This is a genomic window from Vibrio sp. sp1 (assembly GCF_016920955.1).
GTDB classification, from domain to species: domain Bacteria; phylum Pseudomonadota; class Gammaproteobacteria; order Enterobacterales; family Vibrionaceae; genus Vibrio; species Vibrio alginolyticus.
Map to the genome: position 1 here is coordinate 1309373 of NZ_CP060589.1, position 21786 is coordinate 1331158.

The window sequence follows — 21786 nt, forward strand, 5'->3', positions numbered from 1 at the left end:
GTATATGACTGAGGGCGAAAACACCATATTCACCCTCGATCTTAGCCGCCGTTTAGTGATTGCAAACTCGCGCCATATTGACCACAAACTTACCTTCAAGCTCACGAATTTTGTCGCGCTTGAGCAAAAATGCTAGTAATGCATCTAAGTCTAGATCATTCAGTTTACAGGTGTGAAAGCGAACGCTAGCGCCAAAGTGCTGTGTGAGGGCTTCGCGATCCATTGGCGTTTCTCTAAGTAGGTTTAGCAGCTCGTGAGCATGGATTTCACTCATTATTGACTCCAGTTATTAAGAACAATGCGTTCAGTTTACTGAAATCCTCAAGAGCTGCTTTGACTTAAATTAGTAAATGATTGAGGCAACAATGAGGGCATGAGCAAAAAAGTAACTGCCACTCACCCACAAATAGGCGTGTTTCATCGGTTTTCGATAACCGTGTATCGCGTATGCCAGCGCCGAATAGATCAGAACTAAGGTTCCGCTAAAGCCGATAGCATTGGCGTAACTCGGCACTTGTAACCAAACTTCACCGGCAGCCCAAGCAAGTTGAACCAGCATCATCCCCATGATCACAACGGGGAATACCAGAGAGTCGAGTTGAGGTAGCAACAAAAAGAACGCTACGATACTCGCTGCAAGCAGCAGGGCCAACAGCCACCAGACAATCTCACCATTAAGCTGCACCCAAAATGACTTGCTGTAGCATACCTGGGCAACCAGATAAGCCGTAAAATAGATTAGCTTACGAGTTTTAAACGAGTGCAGCGTATCTGCCACCATAGACACAATAAGCCCACCCGCAATCCAGTAGGTATATGTTGCGGATGCACCTTGAGTTAACACCAACACAAGAAGAAGTAGCAGAGTAAAGATTTTAAACACGAGGGATTGTGTCGGGTTAGCTTGCTTTGCTCCCAACACGGAATACACACCTGATAGCCCTATCGCCAGCCAACTCCACATGCAGTATACACCTTTTACTTAAACTCGCCGCTAGTCTAGGTAGACCAGTTTTGATGTAAAGACGCAATCTACGAAAGTTGGATCTCGCTAGCGATTCGAAACATTTTGTAACCCTCAGCCTACGTAATAATAAAGCCGATGAGCCTGAATGATGCCACTAAACATTGGGGCCAAGCTTTGCTCATCAGCCGAACCCATCAAATCACACGACACAATAACCAACGCTTTCTAAAACTATTTAACTGAAAAACAGATAAGTGCTCCAGGTAAGCCGCCACTTCACAAACTGACGATTAAACCACCAGGATGTATGTAATGCAGGCAACAAGAATAAATAACAGACACAAAATAGAAAATAGTCTTAGTAGCGCCCTAAGAGAGGAAAAACTACTGATGACTAGAGGTAAAAACTAAGAAAACCGACCTTAATTCAGTAAAAAAAACATCAGACAAGAAAAGTAAGTCAATGATAAATAAAACCATAATTTCAATAACAGATAAAAGTGCGGACTTCATAAACCATAAAATCACTAAACACTTTTGAAGCCCATATTTTCTCATAAGGTAAGAAAATCTCACTCCATGCTTTCGATTTGACGATGCAACCTCATAGCACATTTTTTAATTTTCTCAATTTTTGAGAAATACAGACAAAATAAACACCCAACATACCATTCGAAACAAAAAACAATTACAAAGCCAACATCACAAACCATTTAACATTATAAAATCATACACTTAAAACAAAAAAGGATAGAAATAAAACAATGTGAACACTTTAAATACAGCACAAAAAACATAGTTTCATTAGTCAGAATCACGTAAAACCAGACAAGTTAAGTGTGGTTTTTGAAAAGATTAACGAGCATATGTTGATCAAACCCCAAAAACAGTGCTATATTAAATTCATCGAGTTCATCAAAGATTAAGGGGTAGTGTTATGATTTCATCTTCTCAAAAACAAGGGCTGGTTATGATTGCAGTGGTTGTGGGTTTAATGACACTGCCAATGATGTACTAACCAAATGATTTAAAATAAAAAAGGACGCAAATGCGTCCTTTTTTATTTATCTGTATTGTGCCGTCCTAAATAAGGTTGACACTTTCTACCCCCAAAATTGGAGAGTGTTATGAAATCAACAACTAAAAGAACTCAGCGCGATTACTCCCTCGCTTTTAAACTCACTGTAGTTGATGAGGTTGAAAAAGGAAGCCTCACTTACAAACAAGCCCAAGAGAAGTATGGCATCCAAGGTTGCTCTACGGTTTTGGTTTGGCTTCGTAAGCATGGTCGACTAGATTGGTCTAAAGGGACACCTAACTTTATGTCCAAAGGAGACTCTATGGCCGAGTTCAATTTACCTCCTACACCAGAGCAACGTATTAAAGAGCTTGAGAAGCAGCTCGAAGATGCTCAACTCAAAGCCGACTTCTTTGAAGCTGTCGTGAACGTTATGGAACGTGACTATGGTGTTAGAGTGACAAAAAAGCACAAAGAAGCGTTGTCCAAGAGAAAACCATAGTAGGTTTGAGCGTTACGAAGTTTTGTCAGTTAGTACAAATCTCTCGCCAAGCTTATTATAAGCAATGCCAAACTCAATCTCGTTGTGAACATCATGAGCATGCTGTCATTGGCTTTGTCCGTGAAGTCAGGCTGAAGCAGCCACGCATTGGCACGCGTAAACTGAAGTTCTTAGCAGCAACAAAGGGCATTCAAATAGGTCGCGATAAGCTCTTTGAACTTCTCAGAAAGCATCGGCTGTTAGTGAGAGCAAGACGAGCCTATCACCGAACGACTGACAGCCGTCATCGATTTTTCTGTCACCCAAACAAAGTGAAAGATGGGCTGACACCAACGAAGCCAGAACAACTGTGGGTTGCTGATATTACTTACTTGCCAACTCAAAATGGAGAGAGTTATCTCAGCTTGGTTACAGACGCTTATTCAAGGAAGATTGTTGGTTTTTATGTGGATGACAACATGAAAACTCAATCAGTTAAGCGGGCATTTATCTCAGCTCTCAGGCAACGGCAGAGTGAAGAAAAGCTAATACACCACTCAGATAGAGGCTCACAATACTGTTCGAAGGAATATCAAGATATCCATAAGAAACATAGAGTGACTTGCTCAATGACAGACGGGTATGACTGTTATCAGAATGCTTTAGCTGAGCGTGTAAATGGGATACTCAAAATGGAGCTCTTGCTGAAGAAACCGAAAGATCTGAAAGAAGCAAGGACGATGGTAGCAGAGTCCGTAGATATCTATAATCAAATGAGGCCTCATACGGCTTTAAAATACAAAACGCCCGATGAAGTACATCGAGCGTTTTAGTTAAAAAGTGTCAACCCATATCAGGACGGGTCATATAGCTCTACTGAATGTGCTTAGACAAAATATCCCAGTGCATATAGTAGAAACCAAGAGCGGCCAACGTAATCAACGTCATTAGCAAAATTGCTGTACGCCAAATAAAGCGAGAGCTTCTTGGTGTCAGCTCTTTTTCACAAGCATCACATGCCGCCATAAAGCCTTTACGATCATCCAGCTTGTAATCGTCTTCGTGCACCACTTTGTTACGCACGGTTGCGATGAATCGAAGCTTTGCTATCACGTCATGCGGTAAACGTTCTTCACAACTATTAATAAGTTGGTGCAACCCTTTCCCTTCTGCATGGTACTGAGTACGCAAAAGTTTTTCGATCGTTCGGGTACGCATGACTACTTTTTCAATATCTGACATCGTAACCCTCCTTACCAGACCCTTCCTATGTTCATTATTTTTATTCTTCTATAAATTTAGAGCTTTTTCGAGCCGTTAAGTGCAATTTTACTTTCAATTTGTGCCCTTGAGCGCATATAGCCAGACAAGTGAAAGCTGCTTAGTTCAGCTTTAGTGACGTAGCTTGCAGATGAAGCAACGATTTCATCGCGTCCCCATTGAGATAAACCGTGAAGTGCGCCGAATAAAATTCATGTCCCTTTCATTAGATTATGAATAAGTTACCTCAACTCATCGTTTCGTCAGCGAGTTCTGTAGAATGGGACCCGATACAACATTGGAGGTTAATATGCCAATCTCACTTATTGTCGCCCTATTCGCCCTTATTGCCTTGGGCGCGTGGGTGTTTTTCCGTTTTTATAGTAAGCACTATGTGGGCGAAGACGCTCCAGAGCAAAGCGCGCAGGTAACGGTTTTAGATAAACAAGCGATAGACATACCAAACGCACCACCAGGTCAAGACGATCAAGAGTATTGGATTTACGTTCAACGTGGTTCTATCGGTCCAAAGCGTGAATTCCAAATTGGAGTGCATTACTACCATGCACTCAACCCTGGAGATAAGGGAACACTGACCTATCGCGGCAACAAGTTCCTTCACTTCGCTATCAAACGTTAAGGCAGTAACCAACGAGTCTTGGCAGAACGAGAAAAGAGATAGCTCATCGCCAAGGCTCCAGCTCCACTTAGAACGATCCAGACTGGAATCACCCACGCAGGATGTCCTGTGTACCAACCGAACTCTTTCATCGGCCATAAGAAAATAGGGTGAAGTAAGTAAATCCCCAAGCTGTGCTGACTGATCACACTGACCACTTTTTGTACTTTTGGTGATAAGCCTTCACCAAAGTAACGCCCGATCATAAAAATCATCGAAGCCGCTAGAATCACATTCAGTGTTTTATAAGAGAGCCAGCGCCCAACCGTATACTTCTCCGCCTCTAAGCTATTTGTCACAACCATCGTAAAGGTCACTGCCAACGCCACGAGTCCTAGCCCAACAAATAAGGTCACCATAGAGCGATTCAAAGGTACCTTTTGAAATAAAACATACCCCAGTGGAAGGTAACCCATATAAAGCCACATCTGATTACTCCAAGGGCCATCAATCTTGAACAAGAACAGTGTGCTGGTGAAAAGCCAAAATGCGAGATAGGTATACAAGACGTTGTCATCCACGTTGCGTACCATCCATTGAAACAGCGGAATCACAAAATACAGTGGTATAAAGTAATAGAAAAAGCCGAGATGGTAATACGTTGCGTGGAATGGGCTATTGCTTAATACCTCTTTTACGGTTTCAAAATCAAAGCCTTGAGAAGTCCAACCTGAAAGGTATGCATAAAACATCGACCAAATAAGAAATGGAACTAAAACTTTGCCCAAACGCCTTTTGATATAATACTTACCGTCAAATGGTCGAGTGTCACTGAGCATTAGCGCTCCGGTGATCAAAATAAAAACTGGCACTGCCCAGCGGGTTACGCTATTCACGCCTACCGCTGTCAGCCATTGGTCAAATGGAATCACTCCTAACTCATTTCGATACGGTGCCAAGACGTGAATGGCGATCACTGCTACCGCTGCGAAGCAGCGCAATAAATCAAAAAACAGAACCCTTTCTCTCATACCTTTCCCTACTTTGAGTCGCTTATCGTTTATAGCATAGGGTAAATCTCAACCAGTGAAATGGTTAACAATCTGTTTTTGCTTATTTTTAACTCAACAATGACCTACAACGGGGATTTCATCACCACTCTAATCACTTAACGAGAACCAAACACCAAGCATCAGTATTCACTCTCGATGCCAAACCGACACAATCTGATTACAGCAAACGGCGCATAAGAAACAAAAATGGCTCCGATTTGGAGCCATTTATACCATCTACAGATAGCGATACTGGGGATAGTTACGCAGTAGCAACATCAGCTTTTGGCAACTTAATTGAAATCAGCGTCGTCAGTGCCAAGAAAGCAAAAGAAACCCATAAGCACGCTGCAAGACCAGCCTCTTGGTAGATCCAACCCGATAATACCGTGCCAATCAAGCGTCCCATCGCATTGGCCATGTAGTAAAAACCAACATCCAACGAGACGCCATCGCCTTTAGCGTAGCTCACTATCAAGTACGAGTGCAGCGAAGAGTTAATGGCAAACACAGCGCCAAAAATCATCAAACCTACCACAATCACCAATTCAGGCTGCCAACCGATTTGCACACCATAAGCAATACCAGCCGTAATTAACGCTAGGACTCCTGCCCACACCAATGCTGCACTACCATCAGGCACACGACCTTGCGCTTTGCCAGTAATACGCGGCGCAAAGCCTTGCACAAACCCATAAGCAATGACCCACGTAGCGAGAAAGCTACCAACCCACAAGTGATCCCAGCCAAACACGCTACCAAGATAAATAGGCAGAGCAACGACAAACCACACATCACGAGCACCAAACAAGAACATGCGTGCTGCGGATAAAATGTTTATCGATTCAGACTTGGAGAATATTTGGCGAAACTTAGGTTTACTCTTAGCTTTACCCATGTCCGCTTCTAGCCAGATCATGCTGCAAACAAACACTAATGTAAGTACACCCGCCATAATAAACATCGAGTTTTGAAAACCCACCCAAGATAGCAGCAAGCCACCAACAAAAAAGCCCGCTCCTTTGAGTGCATTCTTCGAGCCAGTTAAAATCGCTACCCATTTGTAGAGCGCCCCTTGCTGCTCGTCTGGTACTAGCGTTTTAATCGCGCTCTTAGCACTCATTTTGTTCAGATCTTTGGCAATCCCCGACAGAGCTTGCGCTGCCATCACCCAAGGAATGGTCAGCCATGCATTTGGTACTGCGAGCATCAACAACGCAAACACTTGCATCGCTAAACCAATGTTCATGGTTTTATTAAGGCCTAACCTTGCGCCCAGCCAACCACCAACCAGGTTTGTCACCACACCAAAAAATTCATAGAAAAGGAACAGTGAGGCAATAGCTAACGTGGAATAACCTAAGTCATGAAAATAGAGCACCACTAGCATACGCAGTGCGCCATCGGTCACCGTAAAGTTCCAATAGTTAAACGTCACTAACATGTACTGACGAATACTTTTGCTTAATTGAGAAATCATATTGACCTCATATGTACAGCGATAGAAGCATTTAGATCATCATGTTCTAAATGCTTCCTAACCTGTACAGCAACATTGACCAATACAATGTTACTGTGATTTTCAAAAAATGCCCCAACATCAATAAAAAGCAAAATACATTTTAAAAACAATTGATTAGTTAATGTTAATGGCATTTTTTGTAAACAGTCGTATCCTGAAGAAGCTCGAATTTAGCTTTTGGATCATAATGAACCAAAAGCTATTTAAGCTGATCAAGTGTCTTGAGCCACGCGTTCGATGTACTCAACTTGCACAGGTTTTGTAAATGCACCAGGGCGCAATGCCTGCACTTCTCGCACGATATCTTCTAACTGCCATTCCTTTTCTAGGAGTAGGTGAGCAGCGAACAAACCTGTGCGCCCCGAACCACCCATGCAATGCATCGCAACTTTGCCACCTTGAGCAAGAATCGCGTGCAGCTCCGGACTGGCTTGTTGCCACTTCGTCGCAAATTCTTCATCTGGTGCGCAGTCGTCTTCAATCTCGATCTGGAACCATTTCATACCCAGTTGCTGAGTGGCTTCACCCAATGCAGAGACATTCTTCGCAGCTAATTCACTATCATCTAATGCAGTAACGACCGCTTGAACACCCTGCTCTTTCAACTGTTCTAACGACGCATGCAAATCGACACCTTTCGTTCCTGGGCACGGTGTTAAGATTAAAGCACCGGAGTCCAAATCTAATTGCCATGTAGGATGAGACATTGTGACCCCCTTTTTAAGCCAAACCAACGTTACGAACCAGCTCTGCTGTGCGCGTTGCATAACCCATTTCGTTATCGTACCAAGCGTAAATCTTAACCATACGAGAACCCACAACCATGGTTGATTGCGCATCAACGATGGTTGAACGTTGGTCGCCTTTATAATCGATAGAAACTAAAGGACGCTCTTCGAAGCCAAGGATGCCTTTCAAATCACCTTCAGATGCTTCTTTTAACAGTGCATTCACTTCTTCTGCTGTGGTATCACGCTTCACATCAAAAATGATGTCTGTTAACGATGCGTTTGCTAGAGGTACGCGAACCGCATGACCATTAATTTTGTCTTTTAATTCTGGGAAAATTTCGACAATCGCCTTCGCGCTACCCGTCGTGGTCGGGATAAGGCTCATGCCGCATGCTCTTGCACGGCGTAGATCTTTGTGTGGCGCATCTAAAATAGTTTGCGTATTCGTCAGGTCGTGAATGGTCGTAAAAGAAGATTGTTCGATACCCAATTTCTCATGAATGACTTTAACCACAGGTGCGATACAGTTAGTCGTACACGAAGCTGCTGTCACGATACGATGTTTTTCAGGGTCGAAAATATGGTCGTTCACGCCCACCACAATGTTCGCGATACCTTCTTCTTTCACAGGTGCGCTTACCACGACACGTTTCACGCCTTGCTCTAGGTATTTGTTTAGGAATGATGTTTTGCGATGTACGCCTGTCGCTTCAATCACAACATCACAATCAGACCAGTTCACCGCATCGATATCGCGTTGTTGAGTCGTGGCGACACGCTTGCCGTTGATGACGAGCTCACTGCCTTCGACCTGAACTCCATGATGCCAACGACCTTGCACTGAATCGAATTCTAATAAGTGACCAAGCGTAGCTGCGTCACCTGCGACATCGTTGATTAACACAAACTCCAATTCTGGCCAATCAAATGCCGCTCGCAGCGCTAAGCGACCAATTCGGCCAAAGCCATTAATTCCTACTTTAATTGTCATAGTTTTACCCTCTAATCTTCTACCTTGAATCTCTATTCGCTGTTAACAGCAAGCCTCACGACTTTTATCGTGTAAGCGAGTGATGTCGTCTTGGTATTCCTGCTTCAAACAGTTTGATGCCACTAAGTCTTCAATTAACTTTCGCATCCAACCTGGTAATTGCTGTGATAACTCGTAATACACCCATTGCCCTTGGCGTTTATCCACCAAGATGCCACTGGATCGTAACTGAGCAAGATGACGAGAAACTTTCGGCTGGCTCTCTTGTAGAGCAAACGCCAAATCGCCAACGCAAGTTTCACCTTCACGGGCCACGAGCATTAAACAACGTACGCGTGTTTCATCGGATAACAGCTTAAAAAACTGATGTGGAAGCATAATGAACATACCTATATATGGATATGCGTATATGTTTATTTAATTAAGATATATCGTCAAGAGGAAACCGTCCATCGTCATAAAAGTTTCACATCTAACGAACAGCTTGATTGTAAAGAGAGAGATTCAAAGAGATAAAAGATAAGACAAGAAATTATGCAGTCGCGATGCTTTGACTCCAGCGAGCCGCTTCACCTAAGGAGAGCTTCACTTCCTCTAAAGGCAACCCCAATTGCATCGTGATTTTTTCAACCCCTGACCAATCGGCACGCTCGTAGCACTCTTCGAGGGAAATAAGTGCACCATAAACCCCTTTGCGATGTAATAGCGCTTGTTGTACTGAATGACTAAGCGGTAACTGCCTAACTAAAGATTCCACCGAAAGATCCAGCAGCGCATCTAGAATCGACAGCAAACCAACCATGAAACCTTGCTCGTTGAGGTGAGAGAATGGCTGATAGCGCGACATCAATTGGCAAAATTGAGCTCGTTGCAATGAAAGGTGATACAGCTCTCGAGGCTTGTTACTGGAGATATACGATGCCACAACCAAAGAGACAAACTGCTTAAGGTTATCCTGGCCAAGATAAATCAATGCCTGACGAAAAGAGCTGATTTCGACAGCCAAATTCGGCGCTTGCGTATTTACAAAACGCAATAATTTATACGAAAGCGCGACATCTTGCGTAATGATGGACTCGATACGAGTAAAGTCAGGCTCAGGAGCACAAACTTCACGAAACAGTTGCAATGCCAACACTTGCTCAGGACTGACGTATTTAGTCTGCGAGACGAGTGGCTTGCTAAAAAAATAACCTTGGAAAAATTTAAAGCCAGCCGCTTTCGCTTGCTCAAACTCTTCTGCGGTTTCAACACGTTCTGCTAAAAAGTGGTATTTGACGCGTTTGGCAAGGTGTGTTTTGACCAGTTCACAGGCCTTTTCAAGCCCCATCGCCATAATGTCGAGCTTCACAATATGCACATATGGCAAAAAACGACGCCATTCTGGTGTTAGGGTGAAGTCATCCAAAGCGATCAAGTAACCTTCTCGATAAAACTCACGAATCGCATCAAGAAGCTCATCCGTAGGTTGGCACGTTTCCAACACTTCGATGACAATTTTGTTTTTCGGCAAACTGCGCGGCAAACGTCGCACCAAGCTTTGATGAGGAAAGTTAATAAAGCATCTTGAAGAGGCAATCACTGGGTTAGTACCCAATGATAGGAAGTTTTCGACGATCAGTCGGTATGTCGCTCGATTTGAATCAATATGTGAAGGGTATGCGTTACTCTCCCCGTCTCGAAACAACAATTCATAACCCAGCGTCTGTCTTTTTCGGTTAAAGATCGGCTGGCGAGCGACATACGTTGTATTCATGCTAAAGAAGGACCTATAAATGGCTTATGACTTTGCAGCTGCTAATAATGCACCACAACCCATGAACATTGAACCGAATACTTTGTTTATTTTTCCCATGATTTTATCGGAGCGAATAAAGCGTCCCATTTGTGCTGCCAAGCTCGTGTAACCCAACATTACACACGCATCAATCACGACCGTAGTGACGCCAAGCACCAACAGTTGCGTGATTTGGTCTTTTGCCGGGTCAATAAACTGCGGGAACAACGCCACCAGAAAAACAATCGATTTAGGGTTGGTGAGGTTAATCAACACTGCCTTGTACAACAGCGCCGTGCCTGACATCTCGTTGTGGTTTTCAGCTGCGACTAAGCTTGATGTATCGCGCCATTTCTGAATCCCCAACCAAACCAGATAAGCGGCACCAACCCATTTAATGACAGAAAATGCGGTTGCTGACTGCGCGACAAGCGCACCAATACCCGCCCCCACCAGCGCGATGTGGATAACTAAACCAATTTGTAAGCCAATAATGGCACCCAGTGATTTACGGGTACCGTAACTCAAACCATTACTGATTGAGTTCACCGTGCCAGAGCCCGGAGCCAAACTAAAAACGATTGCTGTTACTACATAAGCTAACCAGACATGGGTATCCATTGCATTTCCTCACTAATTCTTCGATGATACATCGCGTAAACAACGTATCTTCAGGTAATCAACTAATGGCGACTAACCATTCACCTTTGACTTATACTCAAGAGACATTATTTGAGCAAGCAATTGGTGGTCCGATCGCAGCACTTTGGCAAACTCGCCAAGAGGGCTTTGTTAAAGGGACTGAGAAAAAGAACATTTACTGGTGCAAGCTAACCAACCCAGAGCATAAAAAAGCCGTGCTCATCGTAAATGGACGCATTGAGTCTTCCTGGAAATACCAAGAGCTGTTTTACGATCTCTACCGCCAAGGTTTCGATGTCTATTCCTTTGACCACCGCGGTCAAGGTTTATCAGATCGTTTATTATCTGACTCAGATATGGGTCACGTCTATGACTTTACTGATTATATTGATGATATGGACATCGTCGTAAAAAAACACGACCTTAGCGAATATCAACAATGCTTCATCATCGCGCACTCTATGGGCGGCGCGATCGCCACACGTTACCTGCAAACTCACCCAGAACACCCTTTTACTGGTTTGATTCTAAGTGCGCCCATGTTTGGCATTAACCTGCCATGGTACCTATCACCAATAGCGATTCCGGTCACACAAATTATGTCAGCGGTATCGACTTTGCCACGCTATGCACCAGGACATCAGGCCTACTTCCCTAAGCCCTTTGAAGATAACCCACTTAGCCAAAGTTACGGCCGCTACCAATGGTTCCGAAACCTATATACGGAAAAACCGGAACTGCAAGTCGGTGGGCCAAGCACTCGCTGGGTTTGGCAAGGGCTCATGGCCGCTAAGCAGTGCTTTTTATTAACTCGCCAAGTCAAAATACCAGTCATCCTAATCCAAGCCGGAAACGATCGGATTGTTAGCAATCTCGCGCAAAAGCGTTTTATTGATAAATTGCGGAAAACCAACCCGCACGCGGAGCTGCTTTCTATCGAAGGCGCACAGCATGAAATCTTGTTCGAGACCGACAAGTATCGTAATCAAGCTCTCGATGCGATTTTCCGCTTTATGAATGACCCTAAATCGCCATCAAACGAACAAGCACAATAAGAACTCTAGGCGACCATTTCACGACTAAGATTAAAGAGGAAATGTCTACACATCGATTTACCCTCTTTTTCATCCTCATTTTGGCGTACACTGCTTGAACTTGGCTACTTTGACACAGTGTTTAACCGCATAGTGCTACGGGCCCAAGTTCCCCCGCATTCGGAGCAGTACGATCTAGTCAGTCTGCTGTACTCCGTTTGCAATTCACCTGTTCCACACTATCCAAACCGTTTACGAGGACTTCATGAGCACATCGCTACCTTGCAAAGAGATCACCAAAATCGTTGCCTCTGATCTGGATGGCACGTTACTCGCACCTAACCATCAGCTCAGTGCTTACTCAAAAGAGACGCTAAAAGCGCTGCATGAAAAGGGTTATACCTTTGTCTTTGCAACCGGCCGTCACCACGTAGACGTTGCGAGCATCCGTCGCCAAGTTGGCATTCCAGCTTATATGATCACGTCGAATGGTGCCCGAGTGCATGACCAGGAAGATCAGCTAATGTACAGCGAGAATGTCCCTGCGGAACTGGTACAAGGCGTGATCGACACGATCAAACATGATCAAGAAATACTTATTCACATGTATCAAAATGATAGCTGGTTGATGAACAAGGATGATGAAACGTTACGTGACTTCCACGATGAATTCACTTACGTCTTATTTGATGAAGACCACGCCCCAACTGACGGTATTGCGAAAGTTTTCTTCACGCATCCAGGAGAAGACCACGAACGTTTGGTCGTATTTGAAAACAAACTACGTGAGCAGTTTGGTGATAAGCTGAACATCGCATTTTCAACGCCTTGGTGTTTGGAAGTAATGAGCGCTGGCGTGTCTAAAGGTCATGCTCTTGAAGCGGTAGCGAAAAAACTCGACCTCACGTTAGAAAACTGCGTAGCATTTGGTGATGGCATGAATGACGTAGAAATGCTGTCGATGGCAGGTAAAGGGCTAGTTATGGGTACATCACACGAAAAAGTGATGAAAGCTCTACCAAATAATGAAGTAATTGGCAGCAATGCAGAAGATGCGGTTGCACACTACCTACAAGAACACTTGCTGTAAGCTTCAATACTCCAAATAATGAAGGGCTGCACATTCGCAGCCCTTCTCTTTTATCGCTGACTTGGCAGCTTCTCTTTGCCAAGAATCGCGTCCCATTCTTCTTCTGTCACGGGCATAATCGACAAGCGATTTCCACGTTTCACCAACGGCATGTTCTCAAGTTCTGGCATCGCTTTCATCACCGACAACGGAATCACTCGCGCCGTTTTACGTACAAACTCGACATCCACCATAATCCAACGCGGGTTGTCTGGGTCTGACTTTGGATCGTAATAATCGCTTTCGGGATCGAATTGGAAATGATCGGGATAGGCTTCTCTCACAACTTTAGCAATACCTGCCACGCCAACATGTTTACAAGAAGAGTGGTAAATCAGGACTAAATCGCCCACCTTCACTTGGTCACGCATCATATTGCGCGCCTGATAATTACGAACTCCCTCCCAACATGAAACCTTTTGGGTTCGAAGCGTGTCAATAGAAAAGGTATCTGGTTCAGTTTTAAATAACCAATATGCCATAATGCCATCCGATGCCGATTGAGTAACAATAATGAGGAAGATATAACATGAAGGCTTTGAAAAACCCAGTGGCGCTTGCCACCCTGCTGGTTCTGCAAGCATGTAGTTCACAGCCGCCACAATCTGGTGCTGCTGACCCAACCTCTCCACCAGCAACCTTAGATAAGCCTGAAACCATTCAACCTCAAACTTTTATGCTGCGCGGAAAAGTGATCGTCGGTCACGAGAGCCAATACATCATGCCTTGTGGCAGCGACAAGCAATATTGGTTGCAACTATCACCACAGCAAATGCAACGAGCAATTCAGTTAAATAACGAGCCTTACCAGACTATGTATGGCGAGGTTATCGGCCACCTCAACCCACCGGGCATCGATGGGTTTTCTGCTGATTTCGATGCTAACTTTGTCGTGGAACAAGTGAACTTCCTCACAACGGAAAACCCAAACCGTTGTCAGCAACCAAACAAACCAACTCGCGTGTTTGGTAATGAGCCTTCTTGGTCGGCAAGCTTTGAGGCTAATGGACTAACATTCCAGCAAATCGGCAAACAAACCACAAAATTAGCGATTAACAGCAGTCAGCTTCAACCTCGCCAGCGCACTTATCAACTGCAAGGTGGTGAGCTTCGCTTAACAGAAAACCTCTGCTCAGACACAATGAGCGATTCTTTGTATGGCTGGAAAGCAACACTAAAACATGATGGCGAGACGTATCAAGGTTGTGGTATGACTGCAAACGTCGATGCAACGCTTGGCTGGGCTAATACCTATGTCGCGACCTCAACCCAATCACAAGGCTTTGAAGTACAAATGACCTTAAACCCAGACCACAGCGCCACAACAAAATACCGTTACGCCAATGGACAAGCACCATTAATCGAGCGTGGTTACTGGCAACAGTTAAGTCCGTCTCAGGTTCAAGTTGTCATGACGCATCATCAACAGCAAAGGCTAATGTCAGAGCGACTGTTTACTCGAGAAGGCAATCAGCTCAAAGCGACCAAAGAAAAAGTCGGTAACTTGGTATACCCAATCGCCGATGGTGGTTTAGTCCTTTATCCTGCCACCGTTCGTGATGAAGGCATCATGCAACCAGCCGAAAAACGCACCAACAACCCCATCGGTAGTGCTGACGTCCCTTCTAGTGCAGAGTTTGATTCAAAAGTAGATGCCGCGGTGCGCAACTACTTCTTTATCCATCAAACCACCCCCAACAATAACCAATACCGTTGGCTAACTTACGACCTCAACAGCGATGGTAACGAAGAGCTATTGGTACAGTTGGATTGGTGTGGTTCCGGTGGCTGTACATTGCTGATATTTGAACATCACGAAAAGGAATGGCGATTTAATAGCCGCATTACACTAGTGCAAAGCCCGATTATGCTCGGCCAACAAACCTCTCATGGTTGGCGAGATCTGATTTTTAATGTCAGCGGTGGCGGAGCTAAAGCGGCTCAACACGTGATGCAATACACTGGGGTTAGCTACCCACTCAACCCAAGCATGGCGCCAACGGCAACGCCGAACCAAGTCAGTGGTGTGCGTCTGTTCTCTGATGGGATAAGCCCGGTGCGCGAAGGAGTTCGTCTGTAATGTCACAACCGTGTCCAACCTGCGGTTTTCAATTCAATTGTATGTGCTCGCTAATGCCGAAACTTAACAGTGAGCACAACATCCTGCTGTTAATGCATCCGAATGAACTGAAGCGTGATACTAATACCGGCCAGCTACTAGAGCAGTGCCAACTCAACATTGAGCGAGTAATCTGGGATCGCAAACAGCCACCAGCAGAATTGCTCACTCTATTAGCTGATCCGTCGCGGTATCCGGTGTTGCTCTTCCCCTGTGAAGAAAGTATCACACTCGAACATGTGGTACTCCAAAGCCAGCAACAAACCAAAACTCCGCTGTTTATTATTTTAGATGCCACCTGGCAAGAGGCGCGCAAGATGATCAATAAGAGCCGTTGGTTAGAAGGTATCCCTACTATGGGATTGTCTGCGTCGGCGGACTCACAATATCAGCTGCGACGCAACCAACAACAAGGTAATTTGTGTACGTTTGAAGTCGCTGCACATTTGCTCGGGCAACTTGGAGAACAAAACAACCAACAACAAATGCAGCGTTTTTTTGCCCATTACCTCGCTCTGTTCCAAGCTGAAAAGAGTGGACACGCTCTTAAGCGTTAACCATTAAGCTCAGTAGAAGAACCAAACAAAAAACGCAGCCTACGCTGCGTTTTTTACGACAAGAAGTTTCACGTGAAACATCATTAAAACAGTCGAGTCGGCTCGCCAAGATAGTAACCCTGCAAATAATCCACCCCCATGTCTTGTGCAATGGTACACACCTCCTGATTGTGGACGAACTCCGCCACCGTCTCCGCGTTAAACACCTGGCACAAACGCACCAACTGGGAAGCGATCTTGCGCTGTTTTAAGTCTTTATCAATATCACGAATCAAGCTGCCATCGAGCTTTATGACTTCTGGCTCCAACTTTAGGATTTCATCGATATTCGAATAACCGGACCCAAAGTCATCAACAATGATACGCGCCCCTAAGCTTCTAAAATGACTGCACACTTCTATCATTCGGCCGTAGTCTTTGATCTGCTCAGATTCCAGCACTTCTAAACCAATTCGCCTTGGGTCATTTAGCTGGCTAATTTCATGCTCTAAAAGCATTAAAGTTTTATCACTGAGCAAATCTTGCGGCGATAAGTTTATAGAAAAGTCACCTTGCTTATCTCGCATATAATGCAACGTAGAATGAATCATGTGCCGACTTAGTCGAGTGTAAAGATGTGTATCAGAGATAATTGGCAGAAAACGCCCTGGCGCAATCACCGTTCCATCGGCTTCCAGAATACGAACCAAACATTCTTGGCTTGCCAATTTGTGGCTACCCGCATGCACAATAGGTTGGCTATAAGTGATGATATTCTGTTTGAGAATGGCTCTACTGACGCAACTTAGCCATCCAAGTTGCTCTTTACGCACATCCTCACTGACTTCAATATCTTTCGCATTACAGATATGGGTATTACTGCGTACACCGGAGCGCCTCGCTTCGATGCCTTTGAGTAAGAGCTCATCTATTGAAGCGGATGGAAAATCTCGACGACTCACTAAGCCGCCGCATAGCGAGATAGAAAGATAATCTATTTCACGTAGGCCAATTGGCTCAAAATTAGTTTGTTCTACCGCGTCAGCAAAACGCGTAAAGTGCTGTTTGATGGTCTCGCTGCTTTGATCAGCTTTAAATATGAACGCCCATTCACCAACCCCAATACTATAAAGCTGCAAAGCCGTTGGCATGCCGAAACGCTTTCGTAGTCGATTCGTAAAGTGCATTGAGAGATCTTTGAGTAATTGATCTCCCACTCGGTAGCCGTATTTTTCGTTGATATGACTAAAGTTAAGTAGCTTTAGAGTCAACAAATGCTCATCCAAATCGATGTTACTCAGCCGCTCTTGCAATGCGACCCGGTTTTGTAATCCCGTGCGACTGTCGCGTCGATAGCTTTCTTGTAACTTGCGCGTTTGGCGATCGAGTTGATATCCCATATGCGCGTTCATATGGTTGAGATCGCCGATCGCATTTCGAATCAAGCTAAACAGCGGTGAAATAGAGGAGCTAACGGGCGACTTAGGCAAGTTCAATGTTTGCACTTCGTCTCCCTCTCGCATCGCTAAATACGTCAGGCTGTGATGAAGAATTTCGGGCTGACCAATACCACCATGCAGCTCCCCCATACAGTAACTACCAAACGTCGTCGCAATATCTTTGAATGCTTGGACTTCGTCGCTGCTGTCAATAAAGTCTAACCGTGACGCGCAGTTAAAAATCATCACGACTTCAGGTTGGTGCATGGCTAACTCAACCACACCATGCCGCACTTGCTCGAGCGTTAACGAGGGATGGTTATAGCAAAATTGCACTTCGTCACCAAGACACCAGGGCCTGTCGAAGCTCATACTGCCATCAGCGTGTAGCTCCGTTACCGTACAAACTTCCTTTCGCCCTAAGCTTTCTCGATATAAAGGAAAGCTGAGCAGTTGACTCAGCGTCACGTCATGGCCATCCGCCAAGTAACGCTTGTATACGTCCAGCGCTTTCTTCTCACCTAAACAATACAAGCGCGTTCCTTTTGCATGAGTGACTTTGTGTGGCATGCCAATCGGGTTCCATTCCGAATACGCATCAGTCCATAGCTTCAAAGTATCACTGTGCAAAGCTACGGCAACCACGGCATTATCGTAAACTCGGTTTTGATATAGCACCCAGCAGCCATCGTCAATACTCTGCGCCAACCCTCCAGAAATCACTACTTCTTCACTGGCGAAGGTTTGAAACAAGGGATAGTCACGTCGTTCAATTTGCACAGCAAAGCTGAGGATCACCTGTGAATTATGCTGCATTAGAAGAGAGCGCTTGAGCTCCCCGCCATCAATGTCAGGGGAGTAAGAGTATGTTTGTACCGCAGAAGTCAGCGTGGTTTGCTCAAATTCAATCACACTCACTAGGCAACCAGAGGTAAATATCTCCCCTTCCAGAATCACATTACGCGTACTATGCCCCATAACATGAGCATTCGGCAGCGACGACAAAACGGCGTCTGCAAGTGTGGTCGTAATTTCGCGCGATTGCGTCGACAATATTTGTACTAAATATTGTTTATCTGAGGAAGTCGGAAAAGTGACTAAAAAGTCATTCAGTTGACTGACATCGTGAACCAGTTTTGAAAAAGCTCGCATGGACCTACCACTGCCGTAACACTATCTTCACCACGACGTGTGGCGTTACTATTTTTATTTAATAGAGAATAATTTACGTGGCTTTGCGCTGCTTTTCTAGACACAAAATGAGATTAGAATGGATTAATGCGAAAGCAATTAAAAAAGTGTGAGTAACGGCTGCAAACTATTGATTTCAATATCAGGTAAAGTACGTGTTTTTGAATGGTTAATGACATTTTTATTCATATCATTAAACCAACAGGCTGCAAAACCAGCCAACTTTGCACCATGCACATCCGTGGTTAGATGATCACCGACATGCAGAATATTCTCCGCAGGGATATCCAAGAATCGCTTCGCTTTAGTAAACATATCGGTTGCGGGTTTCGCCAATCCATCTGGTCCTGCTTTAAGTACCTGTTGGAAATAAGGCGTAAGACCGATGCGGTCTAAATCCACATTACCGTTGGTGATTGCCACCAACGGGATGTGCTGCGTGAGTTCCTCCAGTACATCGAGGCTTTGCTGCGGCACTTCAAAACAGTTACGCCAGTCTAACGCAACGTCTACTGCGGCTTTCGCGGCGGCATGTGCTGCGTCTTCGTCGTAGCCTACTTGGGAGAAAGCTTGCTGAAGTTGCACTAAACGCCATAAAGTGACATCGCTCTTCAGCTCGGGTTGTTGTTGCACAACTCGCTGTTTGAGAGCAAACCAATCCGCTTTGTTCATATGAGCAACCGCTGGATGATGGTGCTTGAGCCAAGATAGCAACTCACGCTCCATGCGAACGATCACAGGATAGTTGTCATAGAGGGTATCATCTAGGTCAAAGGTCATTGCCTTAATAGGCTCGATACGGCGATAAAATTTCATACTTCGGCTCACTCCCCGTTTCTTTTGCGTGCGCGTGGGTGGGCTTGGTCGTAGGCTTGCGCCAAATGTTGGAAATCCAAGTGCGTGTAGATTTGGGTCGTCGAAATGTTCTCGTGCCCTAAAAGCTCCTGCACCGCACGTAAGTTATTGCTTGATTCGAGCATATGTGTCGCAAATGAGTGACGCAATTTATGCGGACTAATATGGCTTGCGACAGACTGTTTCTGCCCCCATTCAGCCATGCGCTTTTGCACGCTACGATGCGAAATACGCGTTCCGAGCTTAGATACAAACAAGGCGGGCTCACCTGGAGCGGCTAAATCACCACGAACGCGTAACCACTTCCCGACCCACTCGGTTGCCATCCCAGAGAACGGTACTTTACGTTCTTTATCGCCTTTACCAATAACACGAAGCTCACCACTACGCAGTTGTACATCACGTACATCCACACCCACCAACTCAGCCAAACGTAAGCCGGCGCCGTACATCAGCTCCATCATGGCGCGATCGCGCACAGCCAACGGGTCGTCCTCGTTGACTTCAAGTAATTGGCTCACTTCGTCAACATCGAGGTTTTTGGGCAACGGGCGTTTTTTGCGAGGTGCTGAAACCCCTTTGGCTGGGTTAGCCGACATCTCGCCACGCAGAATAAGGAAATCGAAAAAGCTACGCAGCGATGAGAGGCGCGTTGCCAAACTGCTGGCTTTCATGCCTTCTCGCATGCCCTTACCTGCTAATTGGCGCACCCAACCAGCATCCACTTGAGACCAATCTTTGAGCCCCATTTCAGCTAGGTGCTGCGCCATTGTTTCTAGCTGCTGTTTGTAATTGCGCTGAGTATGTAGGCTAAGCCCCTTTTCGCTTCGTAAGAATTCATAGAAGCGCTCAAGAGGCTTTTGCAGATTATTTGGCAGAGGAGTGTTGGGAGTTGTCGTCATCGTAACTTTGCCATACCAGTGTTTGAGCGAGATGTGCCACTACTAATGATAGGTGACGCAAAAACAAGGTATCCATATCTGGCTGAAAATGGCCGCCATCTTCACTAGAAAAAGCAAGCACGCCCAGTGTTTGCTGTTTCACGAGCGGTAGTACCACATAGGACCCCATTTCCGGCACTTCCATGTTGCCAAACAAAGCTTCACGATCCACTTTGCGAAGACGTCCTAAGTACGCATCTTTGCCATTTAAGTGAGTGGTCGCAAAGCGTTGATAACTTTCCTTACTCAATTGAATCGATGCGTCGCATTGACTAAACAATCGAACAAACGCACGTAAGCCCAATGCTTTGGCTTTCTCTTCGATAGAGTGAATGACTTGTTTAAAGTCACCACACTTTAGAATCTGCCCCTGCAAATCCATAAATTCGTAAAAGGTGCGATCATTGTTCGCCGCAAGCGACATTAGTGTAGTGATCTCTTCCTCTAACTCTTCAATGCGCTGACGTTGGCGATTCATTTGGATGTGTACCAAAGATACCGCGCCTAAGTCTGAGTGTGGGAAAGATAAACGATCCACAAGCTCTGGACGCTGCACAAAAAAATCGGGATGATCTTTGAGGTACTCGGCCACCACTTCAGCCGTTAAGGCATCTGCTTCTACTTGAGACAAACCGTTTCCTTTTTCTTCTACTAGCAAGACAATTGACCATCAAATACATGCGTTGTAGGTCCGGTCATAAACAACGGCTTACCCGGACCTTGCCACGCAATTCGCAGTTCACCACCTGGTAGAGAAACCTTAACGTTTTCATCCAACAAGCCCTGCAGAATCCCAACCGCTACCGCCGCGCAAGCGCCGCTACCACAAGCTTGTGTTTCACCTGCGCCTCGCTCGTAAACTCGAAGACGAATATGGTCACGACTCACCACCTGCATAAAGCCAGCGTTGACGCGCTCTGGGAAACGCTCGTGCGACTCAAGCAGCGGGCCTAATGTATCGACATCAGCAGTATCCACGTCATCGACCACCGTCACCACATGCGGGTTACCCATGCTTACCGCGCCACAGAACAGCGTTTTTTCACCAGCGCGCATGATGTAAGTTTTCTCTTTTTGCTTCGCTTTGAAAGGAATTTTGTTCGGTTCAAACTCTGGCACGCCCATGTTGACCGTCACTTCCCCATCATCTTCGATGTTGAGAATCATCTTTCCTTTCTTGGTGCTTACGCTGATGCTGTATTTATTGGTCAGCCCCTTCAAGCGAACAAAGCGGGCAAAACAGCGTGCACCGTTACCACACTGTTCAACTTCACTACCATCGGCATTAAAAATCCGATAATGGAAGTCGGTTTCAGGGTCGTAAGGGGCCTCTACCACAAGCAATTGGTCAAAACCAACGCCAGTATGACGATCCGCCAAGCGGCGGATCAGGTCTTGCGAGAAAAACACGTTCTGGGTAATACAGTCGACGACCATGAAGTCGTTGCCCAAACCGTGCATTTTGGAAAAGTGGAAATGCAT

Annotated in this window: 22 protein-coding genes; 6 read left to right on the forward strand and 16 right to left on the reverse strand. The window is 45.3% G+C overall.

Annotation, left to right across the window (positions count from 1 at the left end; translation table 11 throughout):
- Positions 1 to 52: 52 nt before the first annotated feature.
- Together H9L11_RS06170 and H9L11_RS06175 are read right to left on the reverse strand one after the other, a co-directional pair.
- Positions 53 to 274 carry a YecH family metal-binding protein gene (locus H9L11_RS06170; RefSeq protein ID WP_005378711.1) on the reverse strand — a complete coding sequence of 74 codons (222 nt, stop codon included), beginning with the start codon at positions 272 to 274 and terminating at the stop codon, positions 53 to 55.
- 69 nt (positions 275 to 343) lie between these two features.
- Positions 344 to 964 (reverse strand): lysoplasmalogenase, encoded by a 621-nt coding sequence (locus H9L11_RS06175; protein ID WP_005389670.1) that lies wholly within the window; start codon positions 962 to 964, stop codon positions 344 to 346.
- A 1130-nt stretch (positions 965 to 2094) separates the two neighbouring features.
- On the opposite strand from H9L11_RS06175, the gene H9L11_RS06180 reads away from it, so the two are divergent.
- Positions 2095 to 3299 (forward strand): IS3 family transposase gene (locus H9L11_RS06180; RefSeq protein WP_104975737.1). Its coding sequence is split into 2 segments (ribosomal slippage): positions 2095 to 2446 and positions 2446 to 3299, totalling 1206 coding nucleotides; the frame shifts between segments, so codons are not numbered across the junction.
- A 40-nt stretch (positions 3300 to 3339) separates the two neighbouring features.
- Here the strand turns inward: H9L11_RS06180 and H9L11_RS06185 are convergent.
- Entirely contained in the window at positions 3340 to 3708 is a 369-nt protein-coding gene (locus tag H9L11_RS06185; protein WP_005378717.1) for a hypothetical protein, read from the reverse strand.
- Between the two features lie 328 nt (positions 3709 to 4036).
- Here H9L11_RS06185 and H9L11_RS06190 point away from each other — a divergent pair, with 328 nt between their 5' ends.
- Complete coding sequence (locus tag H9L11_RS06190; protein ID WP_005389668.1) at positions 4037 to 4366, forward strand: DUF2500 domain-containing protein; 330 nt, start codon at positions 4037 to 4039, stop codon at positions 4364 to 4366.
- Here H9L11_RS06190 and H9L11_RS06195 read toward each other — a convergent pair.
- The 7 genes from H9L11_RS06195 to rhtB form a co-directional block, all read right to left on the reverse strand.
- Complete coding sequence (locus tag H9L11_RS06195; protein ID WP_017636080.1) at positions 4363 to 5376, reverse strand: acyltransferase family protein; 1014 nt, start codon at positions 5374 to 5376, stop codon at positions 4363 to 4365. The genes H9L11_RS06190 and H9L11_RS06195 overlap by 4 nt on opposite strands.
- A 283-nt stretch (positions 5377 to 5659) precedes the next feature.
- The gene (arsJ, locus tag H9L11_RS06200; RefSeq protein WP_017636081.1) at positions 5660 to 6877 is read right to left on the reverse strand and encodes an organoarsenical effux MFS transporter ArsJ; all 1218 of its coding nucleotides are present in this window, start codon (positions 6875 to 6877) and stop codon (positions 5660 to 5662) included.
- Between the two features lie 254 nt (positions 6878 to 7131).
- Positions 7132 to 7626: a cyclin-dependent kinase inhibitor 3 family protein gene (locus tag H9L11_RS06205; protein WP_047103991.1), complete on the reverse strand. Its 495-nt coding sequence runs from the start codon at positions 7624 to 7626 to the stop codon at positions 7132 to 7134.
- A gap of 13 nt (positions 7627 to 7639) precedes the next feature.
- Positions 7640 to 8641, reverse strand: a complete 1002-nt coding sequence (locus H9L11_RS06210) for an ArsJ-associated glyceraldehyde-3-phosphate dehydrogenase (RefSeq protein WP_005383630.1) — start codon at positions 8639 to 8641, stop codon at positions 7640 to 7642.
- Between the two features lie 42 nt (positions 8642 to 8683).
- On the reverse strand, positions 8684 to 9019 hold the full coding sequence (locus tag H9L11_RS06215) for a metalloregulator ArsR/SmtB family transcription factor (protein WP_005378730.1): 336 nt from the start codon (positions 9017 to 9019) through the stop codon (positions 8684 to 8686).
- A 154-nt stretch (positions 9020 to 9173) separates the two neighbouring features.
- A complete protein-coding gene (locus H9L11_RS06220) occupies positions 9174 to 10397 on the reverse strand; it encodes an EAL and HDOD domain-containing protein (RefSeq protein ID WP_005378731.1) in 1224 nt (407 codons plus the stop codon).
- Between the two features lie 24 nt (positions 10398 to 10421).
- On the reverse strand, positions 10422 to 11039 hold the full coding sequence (rhtB, locus tag H9L11_RS06225) for a homoserine/homoserine lactone efflux protein (RefSeq protein ID WP_005378732.1): 618 nt from the start codon (positions 11037 to 11039) through the stop codon (positions 10422 to 10424).
- A 65-nt stretch (positions 11040 to 11104) separates the two neighbouring features.
- Between rhtB and H9L11_RS06230 the strand changes: the two genes are divergently transcribed.
- Positions 11105 to 12115 carry an alpha/beta fold hydrolase gene (locus tag H9L11_RS06230; protein ID WP_005378733.1) on the forward strand — a complete coding sequence of 337 codons (1011 nt, stop codon included), beginning with the start codon at positions 11105 to 11107 and terminating at the stop codon, positions 12113 to 12115.
- A 244-nt stretch (positions 12116 to 12359) separates the two neighbouring features.
- Positions 12360 to 13184 (forward strand): Cof-type HAD-IIB family hydrolase, encoded by an 825-nt coding sequence (locus H9L11_RS06235; RefSeq protein WP_017636084.1) that lies wholly within the window; start codon positions 12360 to 12362, stop codon positions 13182 to 13184.
- 50 nt (positions 13185 to 13234) lie between these two features.
- Here H9L11_RS06235 and H9L11_RS06240 read toward each other — a convergent pair whose 3' ends face one another.
- On the reverse strand, positions 13235 to 13705 hold the full coding sequence (locus H9L11_RS06240) for an EVE domain-containing protein (RefSeq protein WP_005378735.1): 471 nt from the start codon (positions 13703 to 13705) through the stop codon (positions 13235 to 13237).
- 47 nt (positions 13706 to 13752) lie between these two features.
- Here H9L11_RS06240 and H9L11_RS06245 point away from each other — a divergent pair, with 47 nt between their 5' ends.
- Positions 13753 to 15303: a membrane protein gene (locus H9L11_RS06245; protein ID WP_033907271.1), complete on the forward strand. Its 1551-nt coding sequence runs from the start codon at positions 13753 to 13755 to the stop codon at positions 15301 to 15303.
- Positions 15303 to 15899, forward strand: a complete 597-nt coding sequence (locus H9L11_RS06250) for a tRNA-uridine aminocarboxypropyltransferase (protein ID WP_033907272.1) — start codon at positions 15303 to 15305, stop codon at positions 15897 to 15899. Before H9L11_RS06245 ends, H9L11_RS06250 begins: the two co-directional genes overlap by 1 nt.
- 83 nt (positions 15900 to 15982) lie before the next feature.
- Here H9L11_RS06250 and H9L11_RS06255 read toward each other — a convergent pair whose 3' ends face one another.
- From H9L11_RS06255 to dapF, 5 genes are all read right to left on the reverse strand, one after another.
- Positions 15983 to 18469 carry an EAL domain-containing protein gene (locus H9L11_RS06255; RefSeq protein ID WP_033907274.1) on the reverse strand — a complete coding sequence of 829 codons (2487 nt, stop codon included), beginning with the start codon at positions 18467 to 18469 and terminating at the stop codon, positions 15983 to 15985.
- 138 nt (positions 18470 to 18607) lie between these two features.
- Complete coding sequence (gene yigB / locus H9L11_RS06260; RefSeq protein ID WP_033907278.1) at positions 18608 to 19324, reverse strand: 5-amino-6-(5-phospho-D-ribitylamino)uracil phosphatase YigB; 717 nt, start codon at positions 19322 to 19324, stop codon at positions 18608 to 18610.
- An 8-nt stretch (positions 19325 to 19332) separates the two neighbouring features.
- Complete coding sequence (gene xerC / locus H9L11_RS06265; RefSeq protein WP_033907275.1) at positions 19333 to 20265, reverse strand: tyrosine recombinase XerC; 933 nt, start codon at positions 20263 to 20265, stop codon at positions 19333 to 19335.
- The gene (locus tag H9L11_RS06270) at positions 20231 to 20962 is read right to left on the reverse strand and encodes a DUF484 family protein (protein ID WP_005383398.1); all 732 of its coding nucleotides are present in this window, start codon (positions 20960 to 20962) and stop codon (positions 20231 to 20233) included. The genes xerC and H9L11_RS06270 overlap by 35 nt, the downstream gene beginning before the upstream one ends.
- Positions 20956 to 21786: a diaminopimelate epimerase gene (gene dapF / locus H9L11_RS06275; RefSeq protein ID WP_006743008.1), complete on the reverse strand. Its 831-nt coding sequence runs from the start codon at positions 21784 to 21786 to the stop codon at positions 20956 to 20958. Before dapF ends, H9L11_RS06270 begins: the two co-directional genes overlap by 7 nt.

Coding starts and splice junctions, on each gene's coding strand:
- H9L11_RS06170 (WP_005378711.1), bottom strand. CDS start 274: ATGAGTGAAATCCATGCTCACGAGCTGCTAAACCTACTTAGAGAAACG.
- H9L11_RS06175 (WP_005389670.1), bottom strand. CDS start 964: ATGTGGAGTTGGCTGGCGATAGGGCTATCAGGTGTGTATTCCGTGTTG.
- H9L11_RS06185 (WP_005378717.1), bottom strand. CDS start 3,708: ATGTCAGATATTGAAAAAGTAGTCATGCGTACCCGAACGATCGAAAAA.
- H9L11_RS06190 (WP_005389668.1), top strand. CDS start 4,037: ATGCCAATCTCACTTATTGTCGCCCTATTCGCCCTTATTGCCTTGGGC.
- H9L11_RS06195 (WP_017636080.1), bottom strand. CDS start 5,376: ATGAGAGAAAGGGTTCTGTTTTTTGATTTATTGCGCTGCTTCGCAGCG.
- arsJ (WP_017636081.1), bottom strand. CDS start 6,877: ATGATTTCTCAATTAAGCAAAAGTATTCGTCAGTACATGTTAGTGACG.
- H9L11_RS06205 (WP_047103991.1), bottom strand. CDS start 7,626: ATGTCTCATCCTACATGGCAATTAGATTTGGACTCCGGTGCTTTAATC.
- H9L11_RS06210 (WP_005383630.1), bottom strand. CDS start 8,641: ATGACAATTAAAGTAGGAATTAATGGCTTTGGCCGAATTGGTCGCTTA.
- H9L11_RS06215 (WP_005378730.1), bottom strand. CDS start 9,019: ATGCTTCCACATCAGTTTTTTAAGCTGTTATCCGATGAAACACGCGTA.
- H9L11_RS06220 (WP_005378731.1), bottom strand. CDS start 10,397: ATGAATACAACGTATGTCGCTCGCCAGCCGATCTTTAACCGAAAAAGA.
- rhtB (WP_005378732.1), bottom strand. CDS start 11,039: ATGGATACCCATGTCTGGTTAGCTTATGTAGTAACAGCAATCGTTTTT.
- H9L11_RS06230 (WP_005378733.1), top strand. CDS start 11,105: ATGGCGACTAACCATTCACCTTTGACTTATACTCAAGAGACATTATTT.
- H9L11_RS06235 (WP_017636084.1), top strand. CDS start 12,360: ATGAGCACATCGCTACCTTGCAAAGAGATCACCAAAATCGTTGCCTCT.
- H9L11_RS06240 (WP_005378735.1), bottom strand. CDS start 13,705: ATGGCATATTGGTTATTTAAAACTGAACCAGATACCTTTTCTATTGAC.
- H9L11_RS06245 (WP_033907271.1), top strand. CDS start 13,753: ATGAAGGCTTTGAAAAACCCAGTGGCGCTTGCCACCCTGCTGGTTCTG.
- H9L11_RS06250 (WP_033907272.1), top strand. CDS start 15,303: ATGTCACAACCGTGTCCAACCTGCGGTTTTCAATTCAATTGTATGTGC.
- H9L11_RS06255 (WP_033907274.1), bottom strand. CDS start 18,469: ATGCGAGCTTTTTCAAAACTGGTTCACGATGTCAGTCAACTGAATGAC.
- yigB (WP_033907278.1), bottom strand. CDS start 19,324: ATGAAATTTTATCGCCGTATCGAGCCTATTAAGGCAATGACCTTTGAC.
- xerC (WP_033907275.1), bottom strand. CDS start 20,265: ATGACGACAACTCCCAACACTCCTCTGCCAAATAATCTGCAAAAGCCT.
- dapF (WP_006743008.1), bottom strand. CDS start 21,786: ATGCATTTCCACTTTTCCAAAATGCACGGTTTGGGCAACGACTTCATG.